Here is a 14531-nt window from a genome sequence, read left to right as displayed (position 1 = left end):
CTGACGCTGTCGGCGGCGGCGGCGATCCGGGTGGTGCAGACGGTGACCGACGGCGACGGCGACACCGACACGGCGACCAGCGTCAACGGGCTGGCGATCAGCTTCGAGGACGACGGCCCGAGTGTGAGCCTGACGCCTGTTGCGGGGGCGACGCTGGTTGTCGACGAGACGCTGGGCGAGGTGACGGGCAACGAGACGGAGCCGGCGGGGACGCTGGGCAGCCGCACGGTTGCGGCCTCGGCGCTGTTCACGACGACGGCGGCCGGCGGCTCGGACGGGCTTGCCTTGACGACCTACACGCTGTCGATCCCGGCGGACGGGACGGCTTCGGGGCTTTTCTACTCGGTGACCGACGAGCCGATCGTGCTGGTCGACAATGGTGGGGTGATCGAGGGCCATGTGGGAGCGATCGGCGGCGCGCTTGCCTTCACCATCTCGGTTGCGGGCAATGGCGACATCACGCTGACGCAGTTCCTGGCAGTCGATCACCCGACGGGCGGGGCCAGCCATGACGAACTGTCCGACTTCCTCGATGTCGGCGTGGTGACGCTGACGGTCGCGGTGACCGACAATGACGGCGATACCGACAGCGCCGACTTCGACCTGGGCGGGGTGATCGCCTTCGAGGACGACGGCCCGATTCAAGTCGGCGCACCGCTCATAGGTGAAGTCCAGGAAGATGCACTCGACAATTTCGACCCGCTCTATCCTGTGGGCGACGATATCGAGGGTTCGAAGGGAAACAGGGAATCGAACCAGACGCAGCTTCTCGTCGCTACATTTACCTTTGCGATGTTGAGCGCGCTCGTGAACGCAGGTGCGGACGGGCTCGCCGATATCAAGCTCAATCTTGCCGGTATCGACGGCACCACCGTACTTACCGCCGGCAATGCGGCGGTCATCTCCAAGGGCGAAGCGGTGGTCTACAACGTCAATGGCGGCGTCATTGAGGGCGTCTCCTCGGTCGACGGCCGGATCGTGTTCAGGATCACGATCGATGGGAACGGCGATGTAAGCTTTACGCTGATCGACCAAGTCGACCATCTGCCGCTCAATGCGGCGGGGGGCGATGCGGAGGTGATCGATATCGATATTTCCGGTGCGATCGTCGTCGTCGATGGCGACGGAGACGAACTGGTGCTTCAGGATACGGTGACGGTACGCGTCGAAAACGACATACCCATCGCCTTCATTCCGGAGCATGCCTACGTCGTCAATGTCGACGGGTCGGCGCTGACGTTCCAATTGAACTTTGACGAGGCCGTTGGGGCGGACGAGTCGGGCAACGTGAAATTCGTCAATGTCGTATCAGGCGTGACTGAACTAACCGACGCAAGCGGCAATCCCGTTACGTCTGGCGGCAAGGACATCACGCTCGAACTCGACGCATCGGGGACGGTGTTGACCGGCTACATCGACCATGGGTTACCCACCGAGACGCTTGTGCTGACGGTCAGCATAAATGCGAATGATACTTATACGATCAATCTCGATGTGCCGCTGGATGATGGGTTCAGCGAAACAATGTTTAATCCGTTCGATGACGGACAAAGCCCCGGCAATCGTCTCTTCAATGAGGTCAACGACCTCGCGATTGATGGCTCGCCTGTGTTGTTGGACGTGTTGTTGTCAGGCACCGACGACAACGGCGCGTTAGACTCGGTGAACGTATCGTCGGGCGGAACCGGAGTGGGGAGTCAGGGCATCACGGAAGACGTGACGCTTAGGCTTGATTTTGCAGAGGAGTTCGTCCGGAGCGACATCGGCTCCAGCACCGGCAGCTTTACGGTCAACAACACGCATCTGCTGGAGAGCGTCGCCGTTGGCATTGCGCAGACCAACCCAAATGGCCAACAGGCTGTCGCCTTCCTAGAGGCGCTGACTACAAGTTTTTCGTTCAGCGGAGGTCAGTTCAACCACAATCAAGCTGCTGACGTGGCTAACTTCCTCACCGAAACATCGGTTGCGATCACCGCCATCGTTTTGAACGGTACCGAATACGACGTCGCGTCATTTGCGAACGGCGCCAATCTCGATGCGAGCCATCAGGTTTACTACGTTATGAACGGCGCCAATGTGATCGGCGCCTATGTGACCGGGCTGGTTTCAGGGGACACTGTGGGTCTGACCACGTCAGACGGCTTCTCACGATTTGCGATCACGAATGGAGAGAACGATCCAAGGCCGGGTGGTGGTGGTGATTTCGTCGGCGGGTCTTTCGCAAACAGCTTCGATGTCGGCGATGTCACCTTCCGCACTGAAGGCCAGGCTGGCGAGCCGATCGATCTCTCTCTCGACGTCCAAGGAACGGATTTTGATGGCGACACGGTGACCTCGACGATCGACTTCACGGTTGTTCCGAACGATGCAAACAACATTGTAGGCACGAGCAACGCCGATCTCGCGCTGACCGGCACGACCGGTGACGATCTGATCGCTGGTCTCGCCGGCAACGACACGCTCTCCGGCAATGATGGAGACGACATCCTCGCCGGCGGGCTTGGGTCCGACACGATGACGGGAGGAGCAGGGGCCGACACATTCGTCGTCGGGATCGACAGTCTTGGGGTAGGCATCAACGACCTGATACTCGACTACAACGACGCCCAGGGTGATGTCGTCGACCTGTCGGCATTGCTGGAATCCCTGAGCGGGGCGCCGACCACGGCCGCGGAGGTCGACGCAGTCGTCAATCTGGTCGCGGGCGTTGGAACTACATCCATCATGGTGGACGACAACGGAACGGCGGCTGGAGGCAACGTGACGGAAGTAGCCACCTTGTCAGGCACTCATACGGTCGTTGCAATCCTGTTCGACGATGCACAGGCACCTACAGATGTCGCCTAGCCCGTAGCCATGTTGAGTTCTGTCTGTTAGTGTATCAGTAATATTAGGGGCTGGCCGCAGCGTGTTCCATGACGCTGAATGGAGGGGAACAAATGATTTCGGTTTTTTCGCGCACCGGGGGAGCGATCCTCTCCTTTTTGTTGACTGTATCCATGGTGCAGGCAGCGGATCTGTATGTCGACACGTCCCAGTGCGCTCTCGCAAACACATCGGAACTGATTTCAATCGCTGAAGACAGCAAATTGGAAAGCGAGGTCGTTCGGCTGATGGACGAGTCCGTGGCCGTTGCGGACAGCTCCGAGTGGATTAATTCGTCGCGGCCAGCCTTCGTCTGGGCTTCAGAAGCCAAGGTGGCATGCGGCAAGGCGTACGGCTACCTTCAATCAAGCTATCGCGATGACGAATATATCAACAAATGCGAGTGCTTCCACGAGCGCATGGTCCAATACATGAATTGAAATTGGCCCCGAGGACACTGCATCCGCATGAAGCCGGGTTTGGGCGCAGTATCTTGCTTGATCCCATCGCCATGATGATGGCGTTCCCTGCACAACTCGATGAAGTGCCGGACTGGCCACAACGAGACGCGCTTTTCAGTTCGGTCCGGCGATTAGAGCCAGGCAGACTTTCGGGCGAGATGGCTATGACGGGCGCGGGGTGGGCGACTGACGTGATCGTTACACTTTCGCGCCGCTTTAGGTCAGCCGCCCTGGGGCTCTGCGGATTGGTGCTGGTAAGCGCATGCCAGTCAGCGTCGCCGACAGGCGCGCTGGATAGCGTAGCAGCGGCGCCATCTAGCTCAGCGCAACAGGACGAGAACCAAACCGCAGGATCCGGAGGTGTTCCTGTGGCTTTGCTCGTTGCCATAGCGGCGGGGGGAACGGCTGGCACGCAAGCGGCGGATTTCCGGGACGGAGCTCTTCTTGCCGCCAAGGATCTGGCGGCCAACACAGCTACCTTGACGGTTTTCGATACCGGTGGACAACCGACAGCCGCCAGTACGCACGCAGCGGAGGCGATCGCTGCCGGGACAAAGTTGATCATCGGTCCGACCGCGCAATCGGAGGTGACTGCGGTTGACGCCGCCGTAGCCGGCCGATTGCCAATCTTTGCACTCGTGTCGAATTCTGGGCCACGGCCCAAGGGTGTCTTCGCGTTTTTGTCGGATGAGTCCGACAGCGCCATCCAGGTTTCTAGCTACGCCGTCGCCAGGGGAAAGAAGAGGATACTTGCCATTGCGCCGCCGGGTTATCGAGCAGCGCATGGCGACAGGCTCAGCCGGGGCCTTGCCGGAGCTGGCGCTGAACTCGTCGACCTTATCGAGTATGGTGGGGGCGGTGATGTTCTTGACAAGGCCAAGCCTCAAATCGCTCAGTCCGATGCTATACTCATCATGGCTCTTCCAACGTCTCCGGCCGCCATAATTGCCGCTGCAAAGGCTACCGGGGCACTTTCCACAGAGGCGATTTTCCTCGGCACCACTGGATGGTCGAAGCGACTCTACCAGAATTCCGCGCTCTCCGGCGTCTACATCGCCGCCCCGGACCAACACGCGATGCAGGAAATATCGGATCGCTTTAACAAGGCCTATGGCCGGCCGATTTCTCTGGATGCCGCCTGCGCCTATGACGCCATGGCACTGGCTGCAGGCATAGTACGCACCAAGGGATCGCAGGGCCTGAAACCTGCGACCTTGCAGGGGACGTCTGGATTTCGAGGTTCGACCGGTCTCTTCAGGTTTCAATCCAATGGCTCTGTCGAGCGACTGTTTCCAATCTATCAACTGGCCGATAAGCAACTGAAGTTGGTAGAAGCAGCGCCAGCGGGCTTTTAGTTCGGACGATATCTGTTTTCTCTTCAAAGGGCGGATGCAAGGCGAGTCCCAGACTCGCCATTCTGGCCTCGCGTTCGGGAGCATAAAAAAGCTGGGGGTCGCTTCAGTGTCGCGACGGCGTTAACCTCGCTGTCGTGCGCCTTCGCGCCGGTGAGCACAAGGGCTGCCAGCAAAGGCATTGCGAGCATTTATGCATTGCGCACCATACCTTTCCGTGTTCCGCTGGCTGCACGATCCAAACTATTAGAGGCGATCCTATGACTCAAAACATGGAAACCGATCCCTTCAACGCATCAATGCGCAAGTTCCTGAAGCAGGTCGGGGTGACGTCACAGCAGCAGATAGAAAAAGCCGTGGCGGATGCAGGACTGAAAGGCCAGGGGCGCTTGACAGTAACAGCTGTGATAACGGCTGAACGCGCCGGCCTTCACCACGTCGTCGAAGGCGAAATCGACCTCGGCTGAAAGATAGGGCAGCGCCTGTCGCGCCACTCTAGTTGAAGAACCGGATATGTCCGGCCGAGCTAGCGTCGTAACCCGTGAGTTCTGCGGCGCGTCTGGGAAAGTCGTCTGCGGCCAAAAACCGGACCAGGACCTGCATAGATGCCTGAAAATAGGTCCGCTGCCGCATTAACAGATCGAAACTCTCCCATACCAACGGCACGAATTCGAGCCCAGCTGCACGTGCGGCTGCGCGCGTGGCGATACCGCAATCGGCTCTGCCGATCCGCACTGCGGCGGCGAGATCGGATCCTGTCAGGCAGGGGGGGCCTGGCCGGTTCAGATCCTTCTGGTCGGCGCCCGCTCGGGCGAGCAGCGCATCAAGCAGCATATGAGCCCCGGCGCCAGGCTGGCGCATCGCCATTCTGGAGCCGCTTTCAATGACGTCTGAAAGGCTGTTGAGCGATCGTGGGTTGCCAGGTGGCAGCAGCAATCCCTGCTCGCGACGGACAAAGCCAATCAGCACTGCATCGTGCAGCCGCGGCATCGACCGCACGGCATCCGCATTGGGATCGGCCGCCTCACCGTGGAAATGGATCGCAGCGGCGGCGACTTCGCCGCGCAACAGGCGCGCCACGCCGTTTGCGGTGCCCTCTGTCAGCGAGGCAAGGCCGGTGCCGGCCTGGCGCAGGCTCCATTCGAGCAGTTCGTCCTGGCTGCCGCCGACTATGGGCGGTGGTTCGGGCGGCACCATTCCTAAGGGATGTGCAAGTCCGGATAGGACCCAGCGGTCGAGTTCGTGGCGCGGAAACAGCCACTTGCCCGTCACCTTGCTGCACGGGATACGGTTTTCAGCCACCAGCTCGTAGAGCTTGCGTTCCCCAAGACGCAGGTAATCTGCAGCTTCCGATGTCGTGAGCAAATCCATCCTGCGACTTTATGCATATTCCTGCATGTGTTCAATTATTTGACGAGAGCGAAATGAATGCAGCACAACTGGCATTGGAAGTCCGGGCAGGTTGGAATGTCGGAAGGCCTCAGTGCATGGCAGTTGATCGCGAGCGGCGATGCGACGTTGGTCGCCATCGTCAGCCTGTCTTTGGCCGTCAGCCTGGCCGCTGTCGCCATAGCTGTCGCAATCGGACTGCCGCTGGGGGCGTTTCTAGCGCTGACGCGCTTTCCGGGACGATCCACGCTGGTCGTGATCCTCAATGGTTTCATGGGCTTGCCGCCTGTCGTTGTTGGCCTGACCGTTTATCTCCTGCTCTCGCGTTCGGGGCCGCTCGGAGAGTTCGGTCTGTTGTTCACACCGGCCGCGATGGTAATTGCTCAGGCGCTGCTTGTTTTGCCCATCATTGCGTCACTGACACGTCAGACGATCGAGGATTTGTGGCATGAATATCGCGACGAACTTACCGCGATGGGCGTCGGCCCGGCGGGCCGCGTCGCCACCCTCCTATGGGACAGCCGCTTCAGTTTGATCACCGCACTGCTCGCCGGCTTCGGACGGGCGGCAGCAGAAGTCGGCACCGTAATGATCGTGGGCGGCAACATAGACGGCTTTACCCGAACGATGACGACGTCGATCGCTCTTGAAACCTCGAAGGGGGACCTGCCGCTCGCGATGGGACTCGGCATTCTCCTGATCGGTCTCATTTTGGCTATCAATGGCGCTGCCTGGGGACTGCGGGTATGGTCGGAACGAAGGGCCGGCTGTTGATGCGCGCCTCGCTTTCCGACCTTCCTCTCGTTTTGGACAACGTCTCGCTTAGGGCCGGCGCGACGACGATCCTCGAGCACCTAGACCTGACGATCGCTTCCGGCATGCCGACGCTCGTGCTTGGGCCCAACGGTGCCGGCAAAACATCGCTGCTGCGGCTTTGCATGGGACTTGCAGAGCCGTCCGAAGGACGCGTGAGCTGGGGCGGACGTACACAATCGGCCCACACGCGACGCGCGATCCTCTTTCAGAAGCCGGTGATGCTGCGCCGCTCGGCCGCAGGCAATGTTGCCTATGGGCTCGCCCAAGCCGGTTGTCCGCGCCGTCGGCGCGCCGCGCGTACCGAGGAACTGCTCGATCGCGTGGGTCTGCTCGACCTTGCTGCGCGTCCCGCGCGTCTCCTGTCCGGCGGCGAACAACAGCGTGTGGCGTTCGCCCGCGCTCTGGCTCGCGAGCCCGAAATTCTGGTCCTTGACGAGCCCACTGCCAGCCTCGACCCTGCCGCGACACGCCATGTCGAAGATATCATTCGCATGGCCGCCCAGGCCGGGACGAAGATCATCATGGCTTCGCACGATCTCGGACAGGTACGCCGTCTCGCGGGAGATGTGATTTTCCTGGTCCGTGGCCGCCTTTGCGAGCAGGCCAGCGTGCAGGATTTCTTTGATTGCCCTTCCACCCCAGAGGCGGCTGCCTTTGTTCGCGGCGACCTCGTTCTTTGACTTGGAAATGGAGCTCCCGATGCTGAACCGCCGACTGTTTGGTGCCATTGCGGCCTTAGCCCTTCTTGCAACGGGCGGGGTTTCGGCCCTGGCACAAGAAAAATCGATCGTGGTGGCCTCGACGACCTCCACGCAAGACTCCGGCCTGTTCGATCACATCCTGCCGCTGTTCGAGGCAAAAACGAAAATCGGCGTGAAGGTGGTCGCGCAAGGTACCGGCCAGGCGCTCGATACCGGCCGCCGGGGTGATGCCGACGTCGTTTTTGTTCATGCCAAAGCACAGGAAGAGAAGTTCCTCGAGGAGGGCTTTGGCGTGAAGCGCTTCGATGTCATGTATAATGATTTCGTGCTGATCGGACCTGCAAGCGATCCAGCCGGCGTCGGTGGCACCGCCGATATCGCGACCGCTCTCGCGGCGATCCAGACAAAGGAAGCGCCGTTTGTCTCGCGTGGCGACAGATCCGGCACGCATTCGGCAGAGCTTCGGCTTTGGAAGGAAGCCGGCGTCGATATCTCGGCCAAGAAGGGACCATGGTACAAAGAGATCGGACAGGGGATGGGAGCCGCGCTTAATACCGCTGCGGCCTTGAACGCCTATGTGCTTTCCGACCGCGCCACCTGGCTTTCGTTCAAGAACCGCGGCGAGCTCGACGTTGCGGTCGAGGGCGACAAGAGGATGTTCAACCAGTACGGCGTCATGGCCGTCAATCCGCAGAAACATCCAAACGTCAAGAGCGATCTGGGCCAGAGCTTCATCGATTGGCTGATCTCACCCGAAGGGCAGCAGGCGATCGGCGAATACAAGATCGACGGTCAGCAGTTGTTCTTCCCCAACGCGGAGCAGGAGCGCTCCTGAAGGCGACTTGCAAAGCCGCTCGCGCCTGCTTCATGATCTGGCATGATAAGAACGCAGCCTTCCACCGCCGCGCTGACCAGTCTTGAAGCGGCTCTCGCAATACTGCTTGAGGGACTGGCACCGGTCGCTCCAAGTTTCGTGCCTCTCGAGCTGGCGCTCGGATGCATCGGGGCCGCCATGCCCCCATTGGCCAACGCCTTGCCCGCTCGCGATACCGCGAAGACAGATGGTTGGGCTTTCCGTGCGCTCGACCTTGCCGGTGCGTCAACCTATTCGCCGCTGCCATTGTTGGCCCTGCCGCCCTGGGTCGACGCGGGCGCTCCGATGCCGCAGGGTTGCGACTGCATTCTCGAAGCCGGTCTGGTCGACGTATCTGGCCCGATGGCCCAGGTGTTCGGCGAAGCACCTCCCGGCCAGGGTGTGCGACGCGCCGGTGAAGACATTGGCGCCGACCGACCGCTCGTCATTGCGGGCGAGCGTCTGTGTGCCGCCGACCTGCTGGTCGCGCAAAGTGCGGGCGTTGCCGAAATCGCGGTGCGGGCGCCACACATACGGATGCTTAACATCGCTGCCCCGACGGGCGAGACGTTGACGGCACGGTTCATGGCCGATTGCGCCAGGGCTTGCGGCGCAGTGGTGGGCGACATCGAAACCGTCGTGCGGGACGCAACCTCCCTCGCCGGAGCGCTCGATAGTCGGGGCGGCGATCTTGTCATCCTGGTCGGCGGCACCGGGGCAGGGCGCGCGGATGTCGTGGCCGAGGCGCTTGGCGCATGTGGAGCGCTGCTGGCCCACAACGTCGCGCTCGAGCCCGGCCGAACCGCCGCCATTGGCCGGCTCGATTCCATCCCGGTCGTGGCGCTGCCGGGCGCCCCGGACCAGGCGTTCGCTGCTTTTCTCGCGCTCGTCCAGCCGGTGCTTGATCGGTTGTCCGCCAGATCCGCCCGGCGAGGCGTGATCCTGCCGCTGGCGCGTAAAATCTCGTCCACGGTCGGCGTTGCCGAGATCGTCCTCCTGAAGCAGGAACAAGACAGCTGGGGGCTGCTTGCGATTGGAGATTTCTCCTTGGAAGCGATGCGCTCGGCGGACGCATGGCTTGCCATTTCAGCCAGCAGTGAGGGTTATGCTGCGGGAACCCCTGTGCGCGCCTTTCTTGTCAACGATCCCAGATGAGCCAGTCGGAATGATCAGAACTCCAATTTCCCCGCGCATGGATACCGGCCAGGAGCAGTTCCTGACCGTCTTGTCGCGCGATGAGGCGCTGGCCCGTTTCGAAACGGCGCTGTTTCCGCGATCGATCCCGACCGAAGAACGAAAGCTGGCGGATGCGCTGGGCTTGGCGCTTGCTATCGACGTCACAGCACCCACCGACGTGCCGCCCTTCGACCGTTCCAACGTCGATGGTTTTGCCGTGCGCGCCGCCGATCTTGACAGCGCATCGGAAGCGCTTCCTGCCCGGCTTCTGGTCAATGACGAAACGATAGCCTGCGGCGTCGCCCCGCGGTTGCAGGTTCAAGCCGGTACCGCAACGCCCATCTCGACGGGCGGCCCTGTACCTCGTGGCGCCAATGCCATCGTCATGGTGGAGCACACGCAGCCGACGCAAGATGGGGCCATCGCGGTCAGGCGCGGCGCCACGCCTGGCCAGTTCGTCTCGCATGCCGGATCCGACATCGCCCGCGGTGAGGTGGTGCTGCGCGCCGGAATGGTGATCGGCTCCGGAGAAGTCGGCATGCTTGCGGCTTGCGGAATTGCGCGGGTGACAGTCGCGCGCAAGCTGCGCGTGGCGGTTCTGTCGACCGGCGACGAACTGGTCCAACCTGGACAACCCCTGCGGCCCGCTGCGATCTTCGATGCCAACGGCGCCATTGTTAGCGCAGCGGTGACCGAAAATGGCGGCGTGGCGACGTTTCTTGGTGCGGTTGGCGATAACGAAGCCCTGTTGGAGGCAGCCATGCGTGAAGCGCTTGCCACGCATGACGTGCTGATCCTGTCGGGCGGGACGTCGAAAGGTGCAGGTGACGTCAGCCATCGCATCGTCAACCGTCTCGGCGAGCCCGGCATCGTCGCCCACGGCGTGGCGCTGAAACCGGGAAAGCCGCTTTGCCTCGCCGTCTGCGACGGCAAGCCGGTCGTGATCCTGCCGGGATTTCCGACATCGGCCATGTTCACGTTTCACGATATGGTCGTACCCGTGCTGCGCCGCATGGCAGGCTTGCCGCCGCGCACCGAAGCGAAGGTCGCGGCAAAAATTCCGTTGCGCATTCCCTCCGAACTCGGCCGCACGGAATTTGCCATGGTGTCGCTCGTCCAGGGTGAACAGGGGCTGGTCGCCTATCCCACGGGCAAGGGCTCGGGGGCAATCACGTCTTTTGCCCAGGCGGACGGTTTCGTCCGTATCGAGGCTTTGGCCGACCACTTGCCGGCTGGTATCGAAACACCGGTGACGTTGTTTGCGCCGCACATCCGTGTTCCAGATCTCGTCGTGATCGGAAGCAACTGCACCGGTCTCGATCTGGTCGTGAGCAAGCTGTTTCGCGACGGACTGACGGTACGCTCGATCGTGATCGGAAGCCTGGGTGGCTTGGCCGCCGCCAAGCGAGGTGAATGCGATATTGCTCCGATTCACCTCTTCGACACTCAGACCGAAAGCTACAATGCGCCTTTCCTGAGCGACGACCTTGAACTGGTGGAGGGCTGGCGGCGCATGCAGGGGATCGTTTACCGCCAGGGCGACGTGCGCTTCCAGGAGAGCAGTGCTGACGAGGCGCTGCGCGCCGCGCTTGCCGATCTCGATTGCATTATGGTCAACCGCAACCAAGGCTCAGGAACGCGCATCCTTGTCGATCAACTTTTGGGTCCGGCGCGCCCCGAGGGTTACTGGAACCAACCCCGCTCGCACAATGCTGTCGCGGCTGCGGTGGCCCAAGGTCGCGCCGACTGGGGCATCACCATTGCGCCGGTTGCGCGCTCGGCTGCGCTAGGCTTCATTCCACTGACGGAAGAGCATTATGATTTCGCTCTGGTCTCGGACCGCAAGGCACGCCCAGCAACACAGGCTTTCCTTGCCGCGCTCGTTTCGCCCGAAATCCACGAGGCGCTGAAACTTTTGGGGTTTAGCCACCTGCCTGACTAATCGGCAAGACGCCAGGCAAGCTGTTCGGCTTCGGCAAGATCATCGGTCGTGTTGACGTTGAAGAATGGATCCACGGGCTTGACTGACCAAGACGCGGTGGCAACGCGATAGCGAGCAGTCCATCGGTCGATCTTGTGAATGCCCTCTGCGACGAGCGCATGGCGTAGCTCATCGCGCATTGCCACTCGCCAGAGCCCGATGACAGGATGCCTCCGACGCGCCGACGTTGCCACCGCCAGATCCGCATCTTTGGCCAGGCGTGCCCGATGCAGACGTTGAACGAGATCACGAGGCAAGAATGGACAATCCGAGGCGACGCTGACGACCCATTCGACATTGGGCCTGTTTGCCGCCGTCCAGTCGAGGCCCGCAAGCACGCCGGCCAGCGGTCCCGGATTGCCCTCGACCGTATCGGCGACGACTTGAGGGCGAAAACGGGCAAAGCGGGCGGGATCGCCATTGGCGTTCAGCACAACACCATCGCATTGCGGGCTTAACCGGGCAAAGATGTGATCGAGGATGGTGAGGCCATCGATCCGACGCATTGATTTGTCGCCCCCGCCCATGCGTCGGGCGAGTCCTCCGGCCAGAACGACGCCTAGGGTCGCCACCGTCTCATTCGACATCGGCCGCCCCCTTTCGTCTATGATGGGGCGCTTCCTCATCGATGGAGGCGAGATCCTGGTCGAAGACGATCCGGTCCTGGCCCGACAATACGGCGAACCTCTTGCCGCGCGCGCGTCCGACGAGCGTCAAGCCTGCCTGACGCGCCAAATCCACGCCCCAGGCGGTGAACCCCGAGCGGGAGACGAGGATCGGAATGCCCATTCGGACCGTTTTTATCGTCATTTCAGAGGTCAGCCTGCCGGTCGTGTACAGGATTTTGTCGCCTGCATCGACGCCGTGGCGGTACATCCAGCCAGCGATCTTGTCGACGGCATTGTGGCGTCCGACGTCCTCCATATAGCAGATAGGGGTGCCCTCCTTGCAAAGCACGCAGCCATGGATTGCCCCTGCCTCAAGATAAAGCGACGGCATCATGTTGATGGCACGGGTCATCTGGTAGAGCCAGGTCGTGTGCAATTCGGCCGCGGGCAGAGCTGCATTTTCGAGCGCCTCAAGAAGATCGCCGAACGCGGTTCCCTGGGCACAGCCCGACGTCTGCGTCCGTTTCTTGAGTTTCTGTTCGTAGTTCGTATTGCGCTCGGTGCGAACGACAACGACCTGCAGGTCGTCGTCATATTCAACCCCTGTGACCACGTCGTCGGATTTGAGCATGTTCTGGTTGAGCAGGTACCCCAGCGCCAGATATTCGGGATAGTCGGCGATCGTCATCATGGTGACGATCTCCTGGGCATTCAGATAGAGCGTCAGTGGACGTTCAACTGGAACCCGGACCCGGATAGCGGCGCCCGTGTGGTCGACGCCGCTGACCTGCTGTGTCAGCCGGACATCATCTGGGTTCGGCATGATGATGTCAGGCTCTGATCGTTTTTTCATCTGGTGCATTGCGATCTCTTGAAAATTACAATCTTGCGGGGCCGGGACGGATGCGCAACCCTCGGCTTGACGTCTGCTATATAGCCTGTTCAAACCAGGGCCGTTCGACAAAATTGCCAGCCGCAACGGGGCGGTTTGCTGGATGATGCTAACCTTCGGCAACATCCATAGAGACTTAAGGCTCAATGGCGCAACTTTCAGACGACTGCTTTGCTTTCGGCGGCCCGATGCGGTCGCTCGACGACACCGCTGCACTCATCGCCTCGCAGCTCAGCGTGGTCGAGGAGAGCGAAATCGTGCCGCTGGCCATTGCCGACGGGCGTATCCTGGCCAAGGATTTGGTGGCGCCACTGCCGCTGCCCCCCTTCACCAACTCGGCCGTCGACGGCTATGCCTTGAGCGGAGACGACGTGCCGGAAACCGTGGAGAAGGTTTTCCCCGTGGTCGACAGGATCCAGGCCGGGATGGCGTCGGATGTGCCCGTTGCCCCCGGACAAGCCATACGCGTCTTCACCGGCGCTCCTCTACCCGAGGGGGTGGACACCGTCTACATGCAGGAAGACGTGCGTGTTGACGAAGCCGGCTTCGTCGTTCTTCCGACCGGCCTGAAAAGAGGCGCCAATGTGCGACCCGCCGGTGAGGATGTCGGAGCAGGCATGGTGGTCCTGAAGGCCGGTCAGCGCATGCGCCCGCAGGATGTCGCGCTGGTGGCTGCTCTTGGTATGACGCAAGTCGAAGTAAGGCGAAGAATTCGCGTCGCTATTTTCTCGACCGGAGACGAGATCGTCGCGCCGGGAAATGTTCGCGGGCCGGCACAACTTTTCGATTCCAACCGATTCATGCTGATGGCCATGGTCGCGAGGCTGGGTTGCGAGATCACCGATTTAGGCATCCTTAAAGATGATAGCGACCTGATTGCCGGGGTATTGGGCCAGGCTGCCTTGAGGCATGATCTGATCTTGGCGTCTGGCGGGGTCTCGACCGGTGAAGCCGACTACGTCAAGACGGCCGTCGAAAGCGTCGGCACGCTGGTGTTTTGGCGTGTTGCCATAAAGCCCGGCCGGCCGGTCGCGATGGGCGTGATCAGGGGAACGGCCTTCGTTGGGTTGCCTGGAAATCCGGTGGCAAGCTTCGTCACCTTTGCCCATATAGCGCGCGCCGCGATCCTTGCGCTGGCTGGAGCGCGGCAGAAACCGCCGGTTTCGCGGCCTGTGCGCGCCGCCTTTTCCTACCGCAAGAAGGCAGGGCGGCGCGAATATGCGAGGGTCAGCCTGCGCCGGAGGGAGGACGGTTCATATGAAGCCGTCAAGTTTCCGCGCGAGGGCGCGGGCCTGTTGTCGTCGCTGGTGGAGACCGATGGTCTGGTCGAACTTGGAGAGGACGTAATCCAGGTGAAGCCGGGACAGACGGTGCAGTTCCTCGCCTATTCAGATCTCAATTGAAGAACCAGACAGCGTCGCATGTGGCGTCTGCATA

13 protein-coding genes are annotated in these 14531 nt (G+C 61.4%); 10 read left to right on the top strand and 3 right to left on the bottom strand.

Annotated features, from left to right (window positions below):
- From OHD58_RS30570 to OHD58_RS03100, 4 genes are all read left to right on the top strand, one after another.
- The coding region (locus OHD58_RS30570; RefSeq protein ID WP_318528230.1) for a DUF5801 repeats-in-toxin domain-containing protein at positions 1 to 2847 on the top strand (2847 nt) is incomplete at its 5' end.
- Positions 2848 to 2939: 92 nt separating this feature from the next.
- On the top strand, positions 2940 to 3305 hold the full coding sequence (locus OHD58_RS03110) for a hypothetical protein (protein ID WP_263801566.1): 366 nt from the start codon (positions 2940 to 2942) through the stop codon (positions 3303 to 3305).
- A 53-nt stretch (positions 3306 to 3358) separates the two neighbouring features.
- Positions 3359 to 4681: a penicillin-binding protein activator gene (locus tag OHD58_RS03105; RefSeq protein ID WP_263801565.1), complete on the top strand. Its 1323-nt coding sequence runs from the start codon at positions 3359 to 3361 to the stop codon at positions 4679 to 4681.
- A gap of 257 nt (positions 4682 to 4938) precedes the next feature.
- Positions 4939 to 5145 carry a DUF6494 family protein gene (locus OHD58_RS03100; RefSeq protein WP_263801564.1) on the top strand — a complete coding sequence of 69 codons (207 nt, stop codon included), beginning with the start codon at positions 4939 to 4941 and terminating at the stop codon, positions 5143 to 5145.
- Between the two features lie 28 nt (positions 5146 to 5173).
- Here the strand turns inward: OHD58_RS03100 and OHD58_RS03095 are convergent, their stop codons facing one another.
- Positions 5174 to 6049, bottom strand: coding sequence for a helix-turn-helix transcriptional regulator (locus OHD58_RS03095; RefSeq protein WP_263801563.1), 876 nt, complete (start codon positions 6047 to 6049; stop codon positions 5174 to 5176).
- Positions 6050 to 6145: 96 nt separating this feature from the next.
- On the opposite strand from OHD58_RS03095, the gene OHD58_RS03090 reads away from it, so the two are divergent.
- Genes OHD58_RS03090 through OHD58_RS03070 form a run of 5 tightly spaced genes read left to right on the top strand, consistent with a single transcriptional unit; the run spans position 6146 to position 11555 of the window.
- Positions 6146 to 6841: an ABC transporter permease gene (locus OHD58_RS03090; RefSeq protein ID WP_263801605.1), complete on the top strand. Its 696-nt coding sequence runs from the start codon at positions 6146 to 6148 to the stop codon at positions 6839 to 6841.
- Positions 6841 to 7563 carry an energy-coupling factor ABC transporter ATP-binding protein gene (locus OHD58_RS03085; protein WP_263801562.1) on the top strand — a complete coding sequence of 241 codons (723 nt, stop codon included), beginning with the start codon at positions 6841 to 6843 and terminating at the stop codon, positions 7561 to 7563. Before OHD58_RS03090 ends, OHD58_RS03085 begins: the two co-directional genes overlap by 1 nt.
- Before the next feature lie 19 nt (positions 7564 to 7582).
- Complete coding sequence (locus tag OHD58_RS03080) at positions 7583 to 8419, top strand: substrate-binding domain-containing protein (RefSeq protein WP_263801604.1); 837 nt, start codon at positions 7583 to 7585, stop codon at positions 8417 to 8419.
- A gap of 42 nt (positions 8420 to 8461) precedes the next feature.
- Positions 8462 to 9592 carry a molybdopterin-binding protein gene (locus tag OHD58_RS03075; protein ID WP_263801561.1) on the top strand — a complete coding sequence of 377 codons (1131 nt, stop codon included), beginning with the start codon at positions 8462 to 8464 and terminating at the stop codon, positions 9590 to 9592.
- Between the two features lie 10 nt (positions 9593 to 9602).
- Positions 9603 to 11555, top strand: coding sequence for a molybdopterin biosynthesis protein (locus tag OHD58_RS03070; protein WP_263801560.1), 1953 nt, complete (start codon positions 9603 to 9605; stop codon positions 11553 to 11555).
- On the opposite strand, the gene mobA is transcribed toward OHD58_RS03070, so the two are convergent.
- Together mobA and fdhD are read right to left on the bottom strand one after the other, a co-directional pair.
- Complete coding sequence (gene mobA, locus OHD58_RS03065; protein WP_263801559.1) at positions 11552 to 12181, bottom strand: molybdenum cofactor guanylyltransferase MobA; 630 nt, start codon at positions 12179 to 12181, stop codon at positions 11552 to 11554. The two genes, OHD58_RS03070 and mobA, sit on opposite strands and share 4 nt — an antisense overlap.
- Positions 12171 to 13064: a formate dehydrogenase accessory sulfurtransferase FdhD gene (fdhD, locus tag OHD58_RS03060; protein ID WP_263801603.1), complete on the bottom strand. Its 894-nt coding sequence runs from the start codon at positions 13062 to 13064 to the stop codon at positions 12171 to 12173. Before fdhD ends, mobA begins: the two co-directional genes overlap by 11 nt.
- A gap of 176 nt (positions 13065 to 13240) precedes the next feature.
- Between fdhD and glp the strand changes: the two genes are divergently transcribed.
- On the top strand, positions 13241 to 14497 hold the full coding sequence (gene glp, locus OHD58_RS03055; protein ID WP_263801558.1) for a gephyrin-like molybdotransferase Glp: 1257 nt from the start codon (positions 13241 to 13243) through the stop codon (positions 14495 to 14497).
- Positions 14498 to 14531 lie beyond the last annotated feature (34 nt).

Origin of the sequence: Mesorhizobium sp. ZC-5, from assembly GCF_025753855.1 — a bacterium.
Classification (GTDB): Bacteria; Pseudomonadota; Alphaproteobacteria; order Rhizobiales; family Rhizobiaceae; genus Neomesorhizobium.
The sequence above is the reverse complement of the archived record's forward strand: the minus strand, read 5'-3'. Positions and strand labels throughout refer to the sequence as shown.